Raw genomic sequence first — 18,320 nt, 5'->3', positions numbered from 1 at the left:
TATCGGCGGAGCGCCTGCTGGTCAGTCCTCCAGCTGCACCAGCAGCGTTCCGTCGGCCACCTGCGATCCTTCGGCGATGATATCGGCGATGATCCCGTCGCGCGGAGCGGTGATCGCATGCTCCATCTTCATGGCTTCGAGGATGAGCAGCGGCTGACCTTCCTGCACCTTCTCCTTCTGCGCGACACGCACCATCTTCACGAGCCCCGGCATCGGCGCACGTAACTGGCCACCGTTCCCTGCGCCAGACTGCGCCGTGTCGAACTCTCCCGTGGAGAAGGTGAAGCTGTCCGCGCCCTGGAAGAGGGTAATGTTGTTGAGCCAGCGGGCCGCGACCGGCACCTGTGAGGGTGCAAGCGCAAATGCTTCCTCCCTGCCACCCGGCATCTTCACGCGGACTTCAAAGCGGCCATTGCCGAGGCCCTTGATCCAATAGTGGATCGGCTTTTCCCGATAGGTAAGCGTGCCTTGATGTGCAAGCGCATGGAAATGACCGTAGGACACGAGAGCGTCAAACGGATCCTGTGCATCAGCATCATGCTTCACGCCGCTGGCTGCCAGCGCCGCGAACGCGACGAGCCGGGGCGTCGGCTCGGGAAGGGTGGTCAGCCTCTCCTTGTTGCGGCTGATCAGACCTGTCTCAGCGTTTCCGGCAATGAACTCCTCGTCATCCAGCATGCGGCGCAGGAAGGCGATGTTTGTCGTGCAACCGGCAATCTGGGTGCTGTTCAGCGCCTCTGCCAACGCAGTGATGGCGCCCCTGCGATCCTGGCCGTGCACGATCATCTTGGCGATCATCGGGTCATAGTAGTGGCTGACGACGCTGCCTTCCCTGACCCCGCTGTCGACCCGCAGCTCCGCACCGCGAACCTTCTCCGGAAAACGCAGATGATGAAGGGTCCCGGTCGAGGGAAGAAAGTCGCGCTCCGGATCTTCCGCATAGATGCGCGCCTCGATGGCGTGCCCCTTGAGCGTAATGTCGGACTGTTCGAGCGGAAGAGCTTCGCCTGCGGCCACACGCAGCTGCCACTCAACCAGATCGATCCCCGTAACCATCTCGGTCACCGGATGTTCGACCTGCAGGCGCGTGTTCATCTCCATGAACCAGAATTTATCCGGCCGTAAGCCCTTGCTCGCGTCAGCGATGAACTCCACCGTTCCGGCGCCGTAGTAGCCGACAGCGCGCGCGGCGCGCAGAGCAGCCTCGGTGATGGCGACGCGCATGGCCTTGCCTATGCCGGGGGCGGGCGCTTCCTCGATCACCTTCTGGTGCCGGCGCTGGCCCGAGCAGTCGCGCTCGAACAGGTGGACGATGTTACCGTGCTTGTCGCCGAAGATCTGCACTTCGATGTGCCGTGGCGCTTCGACGAGTTTTTCAACGAGCACGCGGCCATCGCCAAAGGCAGCCTGCGCCTCACGCTTCGCCGCCATCAGGGCTGCCGAAAAATCCTCCGGCCGGTCGACGCGGCGCATACCCTTGCCGCCACCGCCCGCACGCGCCTTGATCAGGACGGGATAGCCGATGTTGCGCGCCGCGCCTGCGAGAACAACCAGTTCCTGGGCGTCGCCATGATAGCCGGGAACAACGGGGACGCCTGCCTTTTCCATCAGCTGCTTGGCGGTATCCTTGAGGCCCATGGCCCGGATGGAGGCTGGAGAGGGACCAATGAACACCAGACCTGCAGCCTCGACCGCCGCCGCAAAATCGGGATTTTCGGAAAGAAAACCGTATCCGGGATGGATAGCCTGGGCGCCTGAACGTAGCGCTGCCTTGATGATACTGTCACTGCACAGATAGCTTTCGGCAGGAGCAGCGCCGCCAATGCACAGCGCTTCGTCCGCCATCTCCACGTGGAGCGCTCGACGGTCAGCCTCCGAATAGACTGCCACCGTGGCGATCCCCAGCTTGCGTGCGGCTTCGATGATCCGGACGGCAATCTCTCCGCGGTTGGCAACCAGAATCTTGCTGAACATTTGTCTCTCCCGGATGATGCTTGCCAGCGAATGCGTCTTCCCGATCAGAGCTCTTATAGCGTGCATCAGTCCCTGCGGCCATAACCTCAAGACAAGCTGAGGATGTGGGTCGGATCGGGTTGGTTACGGTAAACGAACCCGTCGTTCACTTACGAATCCGATCCATGCGCAGTTATGGTCAGGCGTGTTCTGTTCCCATGGGATGTCATTGGCAATCGCATTGCCTGCCATGCCGTTTCCTTCCCAGTTGCGAGTTCCTGCCCAGTTGCAGTCCATTTCATTGCCCGACGATGAGGAGTGTTCATGGAAGATACTCGTGTAGCACGTGTACACGCCCCGGTTGGTAAACAGACGCGTGTACTCGCAAGAATGATCGCGGGCGCATCAGCCGGCCGCTCTCTCAGCAGTGGCCATGCTCATTCATGCAGCTGGGCCAGCATGACGGACCATGCGTTTGCAAAAAATGGAGAGGCCGCTCCCGGCGCAGTCCACCGGAACACGACAGGCCATCGAGGTAGCAAATGACCCGCACAATTCTAACAAGCAGAACTAACGGCCTTCCAACGATGAACAAAACCCGCAAGCAGATCCTGTTCGCCACTAGCGCCTTGGCTGCCGTCATGCTGGTCACCGCCGGTAACTCGGCTGACTACGAGGTCATTGTAGAGCAAGGCGCGATCGTCGATGAATGCGCTGACGATGGCTGCAGGCCGCAGATGCGCGGGAAGATGTACGACAACAGCAGCCTGGGAAGGCTGCCGATCACACCAAACCTGGAGCAAGAAACACTTGCGGATCAGGCAGCGGTTCCATTCAAGATCAGCGTCGACGGCCAGACAGTCGATGAAACCGGGGTGATCATCGGCGAGGGGGCATTCGGTTCGCAGCCTGACGATCCAAATGTCTTCAAGCAGCGCAAGACCGACGTTGATCTTGCTGCGGTCGATATTCAGCTGAAGTTCGACGGGCTCGACCAGAAGCCATTGCTCAATGTTTCCACAGCACCCATCCGCCGTGCCTATGCGGCGGGGGAGCCGATCAGCTTTCTTGCAACGTCGAACTACCAGGCTTTCATAACCAGGGCAGAAGTCCGGATTTTCCGCGTCGGCGATACCCGGACCCCGGTTGCCGTGCTGCCTATCGGGATAACCGGTCTGGCGGACTGGACCATGCCGGGCGGCGGAGACTCGGAATATCAATACGTGCTTCGCGTCTATGATGACCGTGACAGGTTTGATGAAACCATACCGCTGTCGCTGAAACGGTCAGAGGGAGAGCTGCTTTCAGATGCCGTCCAAGCGGTGGCGCCCGGAATGGCCGAAGACCGCACTGCGTTTCGCAACATTCCAGTTCATGGAGGCGCGGTCACCGTTCACGGCAAGAACGTTCCCGAAGGCTACACGATCACCGTTTTCGATGAACCTATCCCGGTTGATCCGAATGGCGCATTCGTCACCCAGCGGATCCTGCCACCAGGCGACCATCTGATCGACATTGCAGTCGACGGACCGATGAAGGGCGGCGGGCTTTACTTCAGCCGTGATGTCAACATTCCGACGAACGAGTGGTTCTACGTCGGTCTGGCCGAAGCAACCTTCGGCAAGCAGACCGGAGATCCGGGTATCGAAGACGTGCGCCAGGGCGAGTTCGATACGATCTACAAGAAGGGGCGCATCGCCTTCTACCTGAAAGGCAAGGTGAAGGGGCAGACGCTCATCACCGCGGCTGCGGACACCGGCGAGAACGATCTGAAGTACCTGTTCAAGAACATGGACGCGAAAAATGCCCGTGAGTTCCTGAAGCGCATAGATCCTGACAAGTACTATGCTGTCTACGGCGACGATTCCACATGGGTCGAGGATGCTCCGACCAAAGGCAAATTCTACGTCCGGGTGGAGCGCGGTGACAGTCACGTCATGTGGGGAAATTACAAGACCCGCATTTCCGGCACGAAATTCCTGTCCAGCAGCAGAGGGCTCTACGGCGCCAACCTGGAGATGCGCTCGGACAGCCAGACGAGTTACGGCGAACGGAAGACGGAAGTCTCCGCCTATGGCGCGCTGCCTGACACGGTGCCGCAGACGGATGAATTTCTCGGCACCGGCGGATCGGCCTATTTCCTGCGGCGTCAGGACATCACTTCCGGGTCCGAAACGGTCATGGTCGAGGTGCGGGATGATGTGAGTGGAAGGGTTATTGAGCGCAAGTATCTGGCGCACGGCGAAGATTACACCTTCGACCACATCCAGGGCGTCTTGATCCTCAAGCGGCCGCTGAACTCGACCAGCCTCGGAGTGGGCCCGGTGAGGTCCAGCGCTCTCGGCGGAGACAAGCAGTATCTGGTGGTCAGCTACGAATACATTCCGCGGGCCCGTGATGCGAAGGACTATGTCTACGGTGGCCGGGTGCAACAATGGGTCGGGGACTCGGTGCGTCTTGGCGTAACCGGTAACACCGAGCGCGTGGACGAAAAGAGGACAAAGGCGGTGGGCGCGGACATTCTCGTACGCCGTTCACAGACCACTTATGTCGACGCGGAAGTTGCACGCTCGTCGGGAACGAACTCCAGTCTCGCCCGGTCCACGGATGGTGGCCTTACGCTGACCGAAAAAGAGGGAACGGGTGGTAAGTCGGCACTGGGCTGGCGCGTCGGCGGCCAGTTGGACATGGCAGACATTCGGCCATTCGGCATCGATACCGGGAAGATCGGAGGCTATTACGAAAAGAAGCAGGCCGGATTCTCGACCACGTCGGACCGGTTGTCGGCAAATCGACGGGTGTGGGGCGCACATGCCGCCATGCCGATCACCGGAACCATGGACGCCGGCGTAACGCTGGATGACCTCAAGGATGGTGAAGGACAGCGCCGGCGCGACTCCAAGTTCGCAGCGAGCTGGCAGTTCATGCCCCAGTTGAAGGCGACCGTCGGTGTAACGCACACCCGGCTCCATTCTCCCACCGCAATCGCTGCGGGAAAGTACGGATATGATGGAAACCGTGCCGACGTCGGCGTGCGTCTCGATTTCAAGCAGAACGAGGATTACACCTACTACGTATTTGGCCAACACAGCCTGTTCCGGAAGGGCAGCATTGAAAAGAACGACCGCGTTGGTGTCGGTGCAGAGGTTGCCCTGACCGAAAAGATCTCGGCAGAAGGCGAGGTTTCTTACGGACGGTCCGGCGTCGGTGGGTTGGCCGCGTTGAACTACAGCCCCACGGTCGATGACCAGTACTATATCGGCTATAGGCTTGATCCGAGCAGAGCCTTCGACCTCACGCGCAGCGATGTGCTGCACGGTCGGGATCTCGGCTCACTGGTCGGCGGCGTGAAGCGGAGGATCGACGACGTAACCACCGCTTATGCCGAGTCGAACTACGATCTGTTCGGACGCAGGCGCTCGCTGGCGCAAACCTACGGTGTGGTCTACACCCCCAACTCGCTCTGGACTGTCGACCTCGGCGGCGAGGCCGGACGGATCATGGATAATCGCGTCAATCCAGACACCAAGCTCGAGTACTCGGATTTTGATCGGTACGCAGGGTCCGTCGCGGTGGGCTACAACGACGAGGAAGAAGGCCTGTCTGCAAGGACCCGCGCAGAAGTCCGTGTCGAGAATTCCGATGACCGTACCCGTGACGTCAATACCTACGCGGTCTCCTCGGGCGTGGCATGGCAGCATGACGAAAGCGGCAGGTTGCTGGTCAGCGGTGATGCGGTTCTCTCCCAGTCCGGCGCGGGGTCCTATTACAACGGCGACTACATCGAAGGATCGCTTGGTTACGCGTATCGTCCCGTGGACCATGACAGGCTGAACGCCCTGATGCGGTACACCTTCCTCTACGATTTGCCGACGCTGGGCCAGATCTCGTCGTCGTCAAACACCTCGGGAGGCCCCATGCAGCGCAGCCACATCGTCTCGGCTGACGTCACCTATGACCTGCTGCCCTGGCTGTCGGTCGGCGGAAAATACGGTGCCCGTATCGGCGAGATCAGCATACGCAACGATGCGACGAAATCGATGGGCCCATGGCAACAGTCCTCAGCGCATCTCGGCGTCATCAGAACCGACCTGCACGTGGTCAAGAACTGGGATGCGTTGCTGGAAGGCCGTGCCTTCTTCACGCCCGCGGTCAAGTCGGTCGATTACGGTCTCTTGGCTGCTCTCTACCGGCACGTGGGAAACAACTTCAAGGTGGGCGCCGGCTACAACTTCGGCCGCTTCTCGGATGACCTCCGTGACCTGACACTCGATGATAAGGGACCATTCCTGAACATCGTGGGTAAGTTCTAGTTCGTGCCTTGTGTGTCTTGGAGATGCACAGGGCGGTTATCGGGTGAGTAAGGCTACCTCAATGTTGAAATACTCGCCCCGTCACACCTCCTCCCATGTGACGGGGCTTTTTCTTCCCGCTCTCCCTGAAACTGCTCTTTTGCTTGCATGAGCGGCGGCGTTCTCCTACCCCTGTCAGGGTTAGGAGAGTGGCATGCAGATATACCGGTTCGTAGGCGTTGCACCTGTCGTCTTGTGGTCATCGATGGCGCAGGCCCAAAGCTGGGCGCCGGTGGAAAAGGTTCAGACCTACGCGATTTCCGGCAAGACCGGCATCGACCTCTACCGGTCGATCGGGGAGAACGGTCCGAAGGCTGGTGCGGGCAGGGCGATCGCGATCACGGACTTCGAACTCAAGTGGTCACGCGACTACCAACCTCGCGATGGTGGGTGCATCCTTGCTGCCGCGAAGCCTCACCTTACCATCGTCTATCGACTTCCCAAGCCTTCCAACAGGCTTCCCGAAGCGCTTCAGCCTCTCTGGAACACTTTCATCGAGGGGGTGGAAAAGCACGAGCGGGTGCACGGGGCGATGATCGTTGAGACGGTGAAGGCCATCGAGGCCGCTACTGTGGGCACCTTCGTGCCGAACGATCCAAGATGCCGTGCCGTCCGCAAGGAGGTGGAGAACCGCACAAAGCCACTCGTGGAAGAGCAGCGGCGGCAGAGCCGCGCCTTCGACAAGGAGGAGTTGAGCGACGGAGGCAATGTCCATTCGCTCGTCCTTGGTCTGGTCAACGGAATTGGCTCTCCTTCGGCAGGGAACTAGCTTAGTTTCCTTGCCAGTGCTGCCGCCTGAACCCGTATCTCCGGCACCGCGTCGATTTCGAAGAATTCGCTGCGGGTGAGAGGTCCCAACGCATAGAGTCGGTCAGAAGCCTTACCGTCGCGGCCGATGAGCTGGCAGTCGCGGGTGACGTTCAGGCTCAGACGCAAAGGATCGGTCTTGGCCAGTCCAGCCTCGACCAGCCCACGAAGGATAGCGCGGGAGCTATCCTCGATGTTGCGAATGATGCCGGTGCAGTCGTAGACGCGGGCGACGCGCAGTGTTTCTTCCTGCTGTGAACCCCGCGGCCTGAGTGTCACGGTGAAATCCGCGCCCGCCCTTTCCGTGCGGAGTATGCGGCCCGCACGAATGGCAAGCCGGCCCTCCTGCACCGCTGCCTGGATGCGGTCATGCACCTCGGGCGCCATGCGGTGGCGGTGCGTGTCCCACCAGGCTTTTGCATGCCGCAGGAAAATCTTGCGGGAAGGCTCCGGCCAGCTCTGCCAGATGCGCTGGTTGTAGGGCCGCAAGCCGTCGACCACGTCGCGCCAGTTGCCACCCGCCTGAACGTGCTTTCTTACGCGGTCGCGGAGCCAGCCCAGGAAGCGGGAGGGTTCCAAACCAAAGGGAATGTCATTCTCGGTAAATGGAATTGGATGAGGCAGTACCTGCCGCTGCGGCAGCAATCCGCGGCGGGAGACGACTGTCACCGGACCGCGATGGCCACGTGCTTCCAGAGACAGCACCGCATCCACCATGCTGAGCCCGCTGCCCATGATCAGGATCGGCGCATCCGGGGGAAGCTCGGTGTCTTCAGGAGTATCCATCCGTACTGAGATCTCGTCGCGATTGAGCGGCTCTATGTCATGGCCTGTCGCCAGAACCAGCCTGCTCGCCTGCAGGGTCTGGCCTGATGCAAGTTCAACCTCAACCCCTGACGCCTGGGGAATAGCGGAAATGACCTCATCGCTGATGATCTGCAGCCGTCCGGAATGTTCCGCATCCGCCTCGCGCAGCAGATCTTCCAGATAGTCGCCGTAGACCTTGCGTGGCGCAAAGAAGAAGGGCTCGTTTGGGTCCATCAGATCGCGCTCAGTGAGCCACCGCACGAAGTGACCCGGGTCATCCGGCAAGGCGCTCATGTTCTGCGCACGAACGTTCAGCAGATGGTCGGGGAGGGTGGTGGAATAGGCCAGACCGCGGCCCACCCTGCCGCGCTTCTCGACGAGCACGATCCGGTTGGCGTCAGAGACCTTCAGAAGGTGCGCGGCAAAGATGGCGCCAGTCGCGCCGCCGCCAACGATTACGATCATGCCTGCAGCTCGCGTCTATCTGCGTTGGGCAGAATATGACCATCTGCAAGTGCCAGGACAGAATGCCGTGAGGCAGTATGGAATATATTTGCCGTAAGAACGGACAGGTAGCTGCCTGACTGCAAGCATGTCGCTCCGAGTGGAATTTCGTTCTCTTCTATCGCGATCCTTTAGTGATGCAAAGCCGCATTTTCGCGGGTGTCGGAGTGGAGCTACATTCTCCACACACCAACTTTGGTCTCTTCGATCGGCGTATTCAGGCTTGCCGAAAGTGACAGGGCCAGGGTCTCACGGGTCTTCGCCGGGTCGATGATACCATCGTCCCAAAGGCGCGCCGACGCGTAGAGCGGATGTCCCTCGCGCTCGTACTTTTCCAGGATCGGCGCGCGGAACTCGGCTTCCTCTTCGGGCGACCATTGCTGGCCCCTCCGTTCGATGCCTTCGCGCCTGACGATCGAAAGCACCGTTGCTGCCTGCTCGCCACCCATGACGGAAATGCGCGAATTCGGCCATGTCCAGAGGAAGCGCGGCGAGAAAGCTCTGCCGCACATGCCGTAGTTGCCCGCGCCGAACGAACCGCCGATGATCGTCGTGATCTTCGGCACACGCGCGGTGGCAACGGCGGTCACCAGCTTGGCGCCATCCTTGGCGATGCCGCCTGCCTCATATTTGCGGCCGACCATGAAGCCCGTGATGTTCTGCAGGAACAGGAGCGGGATCTTCCGCTGGCAGCAAAGCTCAATGAAATGCGCCCCTTTGAGCGCGGATTCCGAAAACAGCACGCCATTGTTCGCAAGGATGCCGACCGGCATTCCATGCAGATGCGCGAAACCTGTGACAAGCGTGGCGCCGTAGTTCTGCTTGAACTCGTCGAACTCAGAGCCGTCAACGATGCGGGCAATTACCTCGCGAACGTCGTAGGTCTGGCGAGGATCAGCCGGAGTGATGCCGTAGATTTCGTATGGATCGTAAAGCGGCGGGGCCGGCTTTTGCAGCGACAGCTGCGATGCCTTGCTGCGGTTCAGGTTCCGCACGATCCGGCGAACGATCGAGAGTGCGTGGCGGTCATCCTGCGCATAGTGATCGGCGACGCCGGATTCCCGCGTGTGGAGATCCGCTCCGCCCAGTTCTTCCGCCGTTACAACTTCGCCAGTCGCGGCCTTCACCAGCGGCGGGCCTCCCAGGAAGATCGTGCCCTGGTTGCGCACGATCACCGTTTCGTCGCTCATCGCGGGCACATAGGCGCCGCCCGCAGTGCACGAGCCCATCACGCAGGCTATTTGAGGGATGCCGCGCGCCGACATGTTGGCCTGATTATAGAAGATGCGGCCAAAGTGTTCGCGATCCGGGAAGACCTCGTCCTGGTTCGGCAGGTTCGCACCGCCTGAATCGACCAGGTAGATGCATGGCAGGTTGTTCTCGAGCGCGATTTCCTGCGCGCGCAGATGCTTCTTAACCGTAAGCGGGTAGTAGGTGCCGCCCTTCACCGTCGCGTCGTTGACGACGATCATGCATTCGCGACCTTCGACACGGCCGATGCCGGCGATCAGGCCAGCCGATGCCACTTCGTTGCCATAGAGGTTCCACGCCGCGAACTGTCCGATTTCGAGGAAGGGCGATCCCACATCCAGGAGCCCCGCCAGCCGCTCACGCGGCAGCAACTTGCCGCGCGCCAAATGGCGGCTGCGCGCTTCCTCCGGGCCGCCAGCGGAGATCAGCGCGGCCGTCTCGGCCATCTCTGTGACAAGGCCCTGCATCCGGGCCGAGTTCTCGCGGAAGGCGGACGAGGAGGGAGAAATCTGCGATTTAAGGATGGGCATCTACTCTCACCGGATCACAGAGGCGGATGAAGACCAAATCAGCAGTGACTCGCTGACCATAGCACGTACCGCTTGCATTCGAGAAACGGAACCGTTTCTTGAGATTCAATAGGTTAGAACGAGTTGTCAGTGTAGCGGGCCTGACGGGAAGCGCAACATGTCCGCCCACTGGAAAGTGTCGCATGGAAAAACTCAGCCGGCCGAAACGATCTCTCGACCGATCAGCCAGCGCCTGATTTCGCTGGTGCCCGCCCCGATCTCATAGAGCTTGGCGTCCCGCAACAGCCGGCCGGTCGGATAGTCATTGGTGTAGCCATTGCCGCCCAAAAGCTGGATCGCATCGAGCGCCACCTGGGTCGCCTTTTCAGCCGCGTAGAGGATGCAGCCGGCCGCATCCTTGCGCTGGGTTTCACCACGGTCGCAGGCGGCTGCCACTGAATAGCTGTAGGCGCGCGCGGAGTTCATCGCCACGTACATGTCGGCGATCTTCGCCTGCACCAGCTGGTTCGCACCTATCGGCTGGCCGAACTGCCTGCGCTCGCGCACGTAGGGCACGGCCACATCCATGCAGGCTGCCATGATGCCAAGCGGCCCGCCGGAGAGCACGACGCGCTCATAGTCGAGCCCCGACATCAATACCTCAACGCCCCGACCTACCTCCCCAAGGACATTTTCTACCGGAACGGAGACATCCTCGAAGACCAGCTCGCCGGTGTTCGAACCGCGCATGCCGAGCTTGTCGAGTTTCTGGGCGACCGAGAACCCTTCCATACCCTTTTCGATGATGAAGGCCGTGATTCCCCGACTACCGGCGGACGGGTCCGTCTTGGCGTATACGACCAGAACGTCGGCATCAGGTCCGTTGGTGATCCACATCTTGGAGCCATTCAGGATGAACCTGTCGCCATGTCGTTCCGCCCGCAGCTGCATCGAGACGACGTCAGACCCGGCACCCGTCTCTGACATGGCGAGCGCACCGACGAGCGAGCCCTCGCAGAGCCCTGGCAGATAGCGGGACTTCTGCGCTTCAGTGCCCCACCGCCGTATCTGGTTTACGCAGAGGTTGGAGTGCGCGCCATAGGAGAGCGCCACCGAGGCGGAAGCCCGGCTGATCTCCTCCATAGCCACCACATGGGCGAGGTAGGACATGCCGGAGCCGCCCAGTTCCGGCTCCACCGTGATGCCGAGGAGACCCATGGCTCCCATCTCCTTCCAGAGATGAGCGGGAAAATCGTTGCTCCTGTCGATCTCGTCAGCCAAAGGCGCAATCCTGTCGGCTGCGAAACGCCGCACGGCTTCCCGCAGCCCGTCGATTTCCTCGCCCAACCCGAAGCTCATCGATTCCGAGAACATTGCGTACCTCCCGCGTCACTGGCCGTCTCGCCGGACAAGCCTGCACTCCATTCCTGGCTCAAATTGGATCAGGCCTGCGTAGCATGGCAAGCTATATAAGGTGCATTGCGTATGGGATGACAGTTATGATTGATGTGGCCACAAAGGCACAGCGACTATCGTCCGGCACTCTAAACGGCCATATTCCTGCCGCAAACTGTGCGAAGCGGACCCTGATCGCTTGACTTCCACCCCCGTCGGCTTCGAATCGTTTTTCAGCGCGGCGAGTCGCGCGTCGAAAGGGGAAGGCGGTTTCATGACTGACCAATCTGCGAGATCGAGCAATCAAGGGGGGCTCGATTCTTTCTTTAAGCTGTCAGAGAACGGTACGTCGGTGCGCACAGAGTTGCTGGCCGGTCTCACCACGTTCCTGACGATGGCTTACATCATCTTCGTCAATCCGAGCATTCTGGAAACGACCGGCATGGATCGGGGCGCAGTCTTCGTCGCGACCTGTATTGCCGCGGCGCTTGGCTCGGCCATCATGGCGTTCCTGCCGCGCTGGCCGATCGGCATGGCCCCAGGCATGGGCCTCAACGCATTCTTCGCCTTCACCGTGGTCGGAGCCATGGGCTTCACCTGGCAGCAGGCGCTGGGTGCAGTCTTCATTTCCGGTATGATCTTCCTGATCCTCACGGTCACGGGCGTTCGCAGCTGGCTGATCGACGGCATTCCGAAGTCCATGCGCAGCGCCGTTGCGGCAGGTATCGGTCTGTTCCTGGCGATCATTGCGCTGCAAACCTCCAAGATCGTCGTCGACAATCCGGCAACGCTGGTCAGCCTCGGCGACCTCACCGCGCCGGAACCGCTGCTCGCAATGGCGGGCTTCCTGATCATCGCGGCGCTCGACGCGCTCAAGATCCGCGGCGCCATCCTGCTCGGCATTCTGATCATCACCGTGATCTCGATGCTGCTTGGCGTAAGCAGCTTCGGCGGCATCATGTCCATGCCTCCGTCGATCGCTCCGACGTTCCTCCAGCTCGACATCATGGGCGCCCTGCACAGCGGTCTGGTCTTCGTGATCCTCGTGCTGGTTCTGGTCGAGGTGTTTGACGCTACGGGTACGCTGATCGGCGTTGCCAAGCGCGCAAACCTGATCCCGGAAGGCAAGCCGAACCGTCTCGGCCGCGCGCTCCTGGCTGACAGCACCGCGATCGTTGCCGGCTCGCTGCTCGGTACCTCGAGCACGACCGCTTACGTGGAAAGCGCTTCGGGTGTGCAGGCCGGCGGCCGTACGGGCCTCACCGCTCTCACCATCGCCGTGCTGTTCCTTGCCGCGTTGTTCTTCGCACCGCTGGCTGGCTCGGTACCGGCACATGCAACCGCGCCAGCGCTGCTCTACGTGGCCTGCCTCATGATGCGTGAGCTGGTCGAAATCGAGTGGTCGGACATCACCGAGACAGCTCCCGCTGCACTGACAGCCCTGATGATGCCGCTCACCTATTCGATCGCGAATGGTCTAGCCTTCGGCTTCATCAGCTACGCCGTGCTGAAGACGCTGACGGGCCGTTTCCGCGACGTTCATCCGGCTACCTGGATCGTCGCTGTGCTCTTCGTCATCCGTTTCGTGATGGTTGGCGGCGAGTAACGAACGCACTCATCCAATAGAGAAGGCCCGGTTACATCGCTGTGACCGGGCCTTTTCTTGTCTGGGAATGTGGCGCGCTCAGCCTTTCCGCGCAGCCTCCAGCGCTTCCGCAAAGGCGCTCTCGAAGAGGTCCATCTCTGCTTCCGGGCCAACGCTCACTCGAATGCAGCGGTCGTGATGCGGACCCATCGGCTTGCGGACGAATACGTCGCGATGGCCGAGTTCCTGAAGCACGCGCATGGCAAACGTACCGTCAGCGCCGCAATCGAGCGCGACGAAATTCGTTGCGGAGGGCAGGGTGGTGAGGCCGTGAGAGGCTGCTATCCTGCCGATCCGGTCGCGCGCAGCAGCCACCTGATCGACGACCGATTGCAGATACGGCTGGTCACGCAGCGCTTCGAGCGCTGCGACCTGCGTCAGGCGCGTCATGCCGAAATGGTTGCGGATCTTGTCGAATGGCGCGATGGCGGATGCTTCGCCGATCGCATAGCCGCAACGCATGCCGGCCATGCCATAGGCCTTGGAGAAGGTACGCATCCGCAGCACATTGGGGCGCGAGACGTCGATCGGCGGGATCGCGCTTGTCGGCGCAAATTCGCAATAAGCTTCGTCCAGGATGAGCATAGTCGTTTCCGGTAGAGCCTCGATGAACCGCGTGACATCCGCGGCATCCCACCACGTCGCCATCGGATTATCCGGGTTGGCGAGGTAGACGAGCGGCGCGTTCTCGCTGATCGTCGCCTCCAGCAGTCCCTGCAGGTTCTCGCGATCGCCGTCGTAGGGGACATTGACGAAGCGTCCACCGAAGCCAGCGACATGGAAGTTGAAGGTGGGATACCCGCCGAGCGACACGACGACCGGTGCGCCGGGCTCAATGTACATGCGCACGATCAGGCCGAGTAGCGCGTCGATCCCTTCGCCGATTGCGATGTTCTCAGGCGCCACCCCGTGGTGTTGGGCGAGGGCAGCCCTCAGTTCATGGTTTTCAGGGTCGCCATACATCCACACATCGGGTGCTGCGTTGCGGATCGCCTCGATGACGCGAGGGGAGGGCCCAAACCCGCTTTCATTGGCGCCGATGCGGGCGCGGAAGGGCCGACCGCGGTTTCGCTCCTGCGTTTCAGGTCCCACGAAGGGAACGGTGGCAGGAAGGGACTCTACAAGAGGTGTAAGACTTGGACGATTGTTCATGACGCCGCTGGATCCGCTCGTTTCTGTGATGTGTCATACTCCACGGACACATGAATCGAAATGGAATTTTGGCGTCAGCGGCAGAGAGGCCGTTAGTGCCACGGCTCCAGGCAACTGCGGGTGACTGTGCGGATTGGGGGAGCAGCCATTTGCGCGTAGCGGAGACTATGGCAATGTGCCGGTTCTGAAAGCTTATGGAGAAAGCTGCTCTTTCGCCGTCAGCCGAAGGCGTAGAAGCCCCGGGCAGAAATAGTCGGACCGCACGCCTTGCTCGGCGCGCGGTCCCAGATCGCGAAACTTGCAGCACAGTTCACACACTGTGCTGCTTCATCTGCCCGAAATCAGCCCGTCTTGCGCTTTTTCTTGCGTTCAAGAACGTCAACGCAAGGATCGAGATCGTTGGTCGCAAGGTGAGCGTAGCGCATGGTCATGGTGAGGGTCTGATGACCCAGCCACATCTGTACGCGGCGTAGATCGATGCCGCCCTGAACCAATCGTGATGCGCAGGTGTGCCGAAGCGCGTGTGGCACAAGCTGTTCGTCGTCGTTCAGCCCAACCTCGGCCTTGGCTTCGTTCCAGATCGCCCGGAAGGGCGCCTGGCGCAGCATGGCGAACGGGCCATCGTAGCCGTTCTTCGGCACCTTCACCGCTGCCATCGCCCGCTTGGTGAGCGGAACCGTGCGGCTGCGGGCAGACTTGGTGATCCAGAAGCTGGCACGGCCAGCCTGCACATCGTTCCAGGTCAGACCAATAGCCTCGCCCAGACGGGCGCCAGTATCGACGAGAAAAATGCTGAGACGCCATGCGTCTTCGCTGCGCGCGCGAATGGCTGCAAAGAGCCGTTCTTCCTCGTCCTGATCGAGGAAACGTATCCGCCCCGCGCGTTCCTTCTGCCGGCGAAACTCCGGCAGACTGTGTATCGACCCCATCTTATAGGCCTTCCGCAGCAACTTGCTGAGCGCAGCCATCTTCCGATTGATGGTTGCGTTGCTGTTACCACGCGATCGTAGCTTGCCTACCAGCTCATCAAGCATGTCCTGGCTGAACGCACTGAAGCGCTGTCCCAGAAGCAGCTCGTCGAGCTCGCCTATGAAAGAGGTTACGTTGTATTTATGGCTGCCCGGTTCCCAGAGAATGTCGCCGTACTTCGCAAACAGCTCTCTCAGGCTGAATTCGGTTACCACGTGCAGCTCAGGGCTGCCATAGGTTACCGAGTACCGTCCAACCGCACCCGCAGGCCAGGAGTTTCCTCCTGCCACAGACTGTACTTGTGTCATTGCTTGGGCCTATCGCTGTCTAGCCGCAAAATCGACTACGATTGACCCCACCAAGCGACGAACGAATTGCAGACCAGCCAGATCATACAGATCCGCGTATACGCCTGTCCTAGAACCTGCGCGCCGCAACCTCCTGCCAAACGGCAGGCGTACGTCGCCCCCCAAAATTAAAGACATGACAATCCCCACATCGCCCCAGATAATCCCCGGGCCAATCAAGAGGTATGTCGGCTAATTAATCAAGCCCCGGCGGTAGAAACCGCCGAGGCCTGTGGATAAATCAGCTTAGAAGCTGCGGGTCAGACGGAGGAAACCGTTCCAAGCGCCGTCTGCGTAGCTGTCGCCATCGACGTAGTTGACTGCGAGCTTGGCGTCGAAGCCCTTAGCGACCTTGTAGTCGACAACTGCACCAACTGCCCAGTCATCACCGCCGCCGAACGTACGGTCATCCGGACCAAAGGTCACGTCGAGCGGGCTCACGAAGGTGCGGTTATGAGCGTCTGCGTAGTACTGACCACCAACGCCGAGGGTGAGCTTGTTGCTGACGTCATACTTCAGGTGAGCACCAAGGGTCCACTCGTAGGTACGAGCTGCGGAGAAGCGCACCGTGCTGATGCCACTCGGAGGGAAACCGAAGTTGAAACCGGTGAAAGAGGTGCCATACGAACCCATGGTCGGTGCGTAAACGCTGTTACCCGAGGAGTATGCAGCTGCGAGCTGCAGAGTCAGCGGGTCAGCAAGCTTTACGTTGGCGATTGCCTTGGCAGCCCACTCTTCAGCGGTTGCGTCATAAGCTGCGAAAACGTTGAGCGAACCCCAACCCTGCTTGATGCCAACCTTACCAACAACGTTCGGCGTGTAGTCGAGGTTGTCGTCGTACTCTTCGAGAGCGATGCCGACGTTCACGCCGTTAGCAGCTGCGAAGTTGTAGCCAACCGTGTGGACTTCATCAGAGAAGCCGAAGTTGTCGTACTCGCCGTCGAGAGCGCCGTCCCACAGGGTGATCTTGGTACCGAGGTAGAGGCCACCGAGCTCGATGAAGGCCTGACGAACGCGAAGACCGTCGTCGCTGCCGCCGTTGTTCGGCGTGTTGTTCTGGAACCACAGCTCAGCGAAGGAGCGCAGGGTGCCAAGCTCGGTCTCGTTGCGAGCATCGAGCGTCAGCTGAGCACGGCTCTGCTTGCGCCAGCCATCGTCACCTTCGTTCCAGTTGATCTGGTAACGAACGTAGCCGCCAACCTTGAGGCAGGTCTCGGTGCCAGGAATGTAGAAGAAGCCTGCGCCGTAAACGTCGCAAACGCGGACGTATTCCATTGGCTCTGGCTCTGGAACGAAGATTGCGTCAGCAGCCTGAGCGCCGGTGAAAGCCACCGAGGCGACCGCGGAGCCGAGAAGAAGGCTCTTAATGTTCATTTTCTGACCTCCAGTCAGAAACAGACACTACAACCTATCTTTTCAATAGGTTAGGTGCTTTTGGAGGCGTATTTTCGGACAAAAAGCGTGTTTTTGGGACTCTTGGCGCGGCGCGCTGGCACGGCAGCTGGCCCGATGTGGTTCCGCTTAGTTCCCTATTGCCGGCCTCTTCGTATCAGCTTCAGCAGAAGCACTGCCGAGTGAGTCCTGTGCGAATCGCCTTTGCCTTGCGGCGTGAAGTTGCGCGTTTGTTTCGCCGATTCAGACGTCAACATCAGATTGAGGCTTGAACCCTTGGTTCGCATAACAACGCTCAAGCTAATTTTCGCAATTGCGCTCCTGTCGCTCGGCTGGACCGGCACCGCGGAAGCCGTGCAGCGAAGCTTTGTCAATCTGGGATTTGAACAGCCTGTTCTTCCTCGCGATAAGAACGTGTGCCCTAAGGCCTCCGTAGGTTCGGCACTAATGCCCATTAGTGATGTTGACGGCTGGAGTACGACACACGATCCCGCTGATCCTTGGTGCACTAATAATGGGGGAACAACAGATTTCGAAAGTACAAATACACTCGTTCCCTTGATTGATATCTGGAAATCCGGCCAGGTATTTACCCCATCGGGCTATCTTGTGTCAGCTGAAGGCGCACAGCATGCTGAACTAAGCACCTGGCAGGCTTCCCGCTTGTATCAAACTGTGTGTCTAATCCAGGGTGAAGTTGTCGACTGGGAATTCAGCCATACCCATCGAACCATCGCCGCCGAGACGATGGAATTCAGTATTTCCAACTCGGATGGGGTTAAATTGCAGACAATCACCACGGCCACCAGTAGCGACACTACTGCGGGATCAGGGACATGCGGTACGGGGACGTGTAACGCACCTCAGCTAATAACGGGAGCTGCGCAGCCTGACGGCAATTCATCACCTCTAAGAAATCCGTGGACCAAACACTCTGGCACATTCACATGGACAGGTCAGACTGGAAACCAACAGTTCGGCTTTGAAACTCTCCACCCCTTGGGGTCCCATGAGGGCAACCTTCTAGACGCTATTCAGCTTAATGGCCTGAAACCCTTTGTTGAGCTCTCTCAGACGCAGTATTTCAGCGTTGAGGGCGTAACGGACAACGTATCCGTCCGAGCGAGGCCGCCTGTGAATATTGGATAAAACTGTTCAGACCCTGTCCTTATTCCCAGGCATAAGGACAGTTGGACAGATGGAGATTTTTGAAGGGGACAGGGGGTCTCGGGTGAGC

Annotated in this window: 10 protein-coding genes; 3 read left to right on the top strand and 7 right to left on the bottom strand. The window is 60.0% G+C overall.

Annotated features, from left to right (window positions below; genetic code table 11):
• Positions 1–21: 21 nt before the first annotated feature.
• Positions 22–1,974, bottom strand: coding sequence for an acetyl/propionyl/methylcrotonyl-CoA carboxylase subunit alpha (locus IEX27_RS16150; RefSeq protein ID WP_188722120.1), 1,953 nt, complete (start codon positions 1,972–1,974; stop codon positions 22–24).
• Positions 1,975–2,540: 566 nt separating this feature from the next.
• Here IEX27_RS16150 and IEX27_RS16145 point away from each other — a divergent pair.
• Together IEX27_RS16145 and IEX27_RS16140 are read left to right on the top strand one after the other, a co-directional pair.
• A complete protein-coding gene (locus IEX27_RS16145) occupies positions 2,541–6,266 on the top strand; it encodes a TonB-dependent receptor (RefSeq protein ID WP_188722119.1) in 3,726 nt (1,241 codons plus the stop codon).
• A gap of 193 nt (positions 6,267–6,459) precedes the next feature.
• A complete protein-coding gene (locus IEX27_RS16140) occupies positions 6,460–7,074 on the top strand; it encodes a DUF922 domain-containing Zn-dependent protease (RefSeq protein ID WP_188722118.1) in 615 nt (204 codons plus the stop codon).
• Here IEX27_RS16140 and IEX27_RS16135 read toward each other — a convergent pair.
• From IEX27_RS16135 to IEX27_RS16125, 3 genes are all read right to left on the bottom strand, one after another.
• Positions 7,071–8,384 (bottom strand): FAD/NAD(P)-binding protein, encoded by a 1,314-nt coding sequence (locus IEX27_RS16135; protein ID WP_188722117.1) that lies wholly within the window; start codon positions 8,382–8,384, stop codon positions 7,071–7,073. The genes IEX27_RS16140 and IEX27_RS16135 overlap by 4 nt on opposite strands.
• A 212-nt stretch (positions 8,385–8,596) precedes the next feature.
• Positions 8,597–10,204: a carboxyl transferase domain-containing protein gene (locus tag IEX27_RS16130; protein ID WP_188722116.1), complete on the bottom strand. Its 1,608-nt coding sequence runs from the start codon at positions 10,202–10,204 to the stop codon at positions 8,597–8,599.
• Positions 10,205–10,396: 192 nt separating this feature from the next.
• The gene (locus IEX27_RS16125; protein ID WP_188722115.1) at positions 10,397–11,557 is read right to left on the bottom strand and encodes an isovaleryl-CoA dehydrogenase; all 1,161 of its coding nucleotides are present in this window, start codon (positions 11,555–11,557) and stop codon (positions 10,397–10,399) included.
• A gap of 295 nt (positions 11,558–11,852) precedes the next feature.
• Between IEX27_RS16125 and IEX27_RS16120 the strand changes: the two genes are divergently transcribed.
• Positions 11,853–13,184, top strand: a complete 1,332-nt coding sequence (locus IEX27_RS16120) for an NCS2 family permease (protein ID WP_188722114.1) — start codon at positions 11,853–11,855, stop codon at positions 13,182–13,184.
• Positions 13,185–13,262: 78 nt separating this feature from the next.
• On the opposite strand, the gene IEX27_RS16115 is transcribed toward IEX27_RS16120, so the two are convergent.
• The 3 genes from IEX27_RS16115 to IEX27_RS16105 form a co-directional block, all read right to left on the bottom strand.
• Complete coding sequence (locus IEX27_RS16115; RefSeq protein ID WP_188722113.1) at positions 13,263–14,375, bottom strand: pyridoxal phosphate-dependent aminotransferase; 1,113 nt, start codon at positions 14,373–14,375, stop codon at positions 13,263–13,265.
• A gap of 341 nt (positions 14,376–14,716) precedes the next feature.
• Entirely contained in the window at positions 14,717–15,652 is a 936-nt protein-coding gene (locus tag IEX27_RS16110; RefSeq protein WP_188722112.1) for a tyrosine-type recombinase/integrase, read from the bottom strand.
• 285 nt (positions 15,653–15,937) lie between these two features.
• A complete protein-coding gene (locus IEX27_RS16105) occupies positions 15,938–17,065 on the bottom strand; it encodes a porin (protein ID WP_188722111.1) in 1,128 nt (375 codons plus the stop codon).
• Positions 17,066–18,320 lie beyond the last annotated feature (1,255 nt).

This window comes from Nitratireductor aestuarii (assembly GCF_014641695.1).
GTDB classification, from domain to species: domain Bacteria; phylum Pseudomonadota; class Alphaproteobacteria; order Rhizobiales; family Rhizobiaceae; genus Chelativorans; species Chelativorans aestuarii.
Note: the sequence above shows the minus strand (reverse complement) of the source record. Positions and strands in the feature narration are given on the sequence as shown.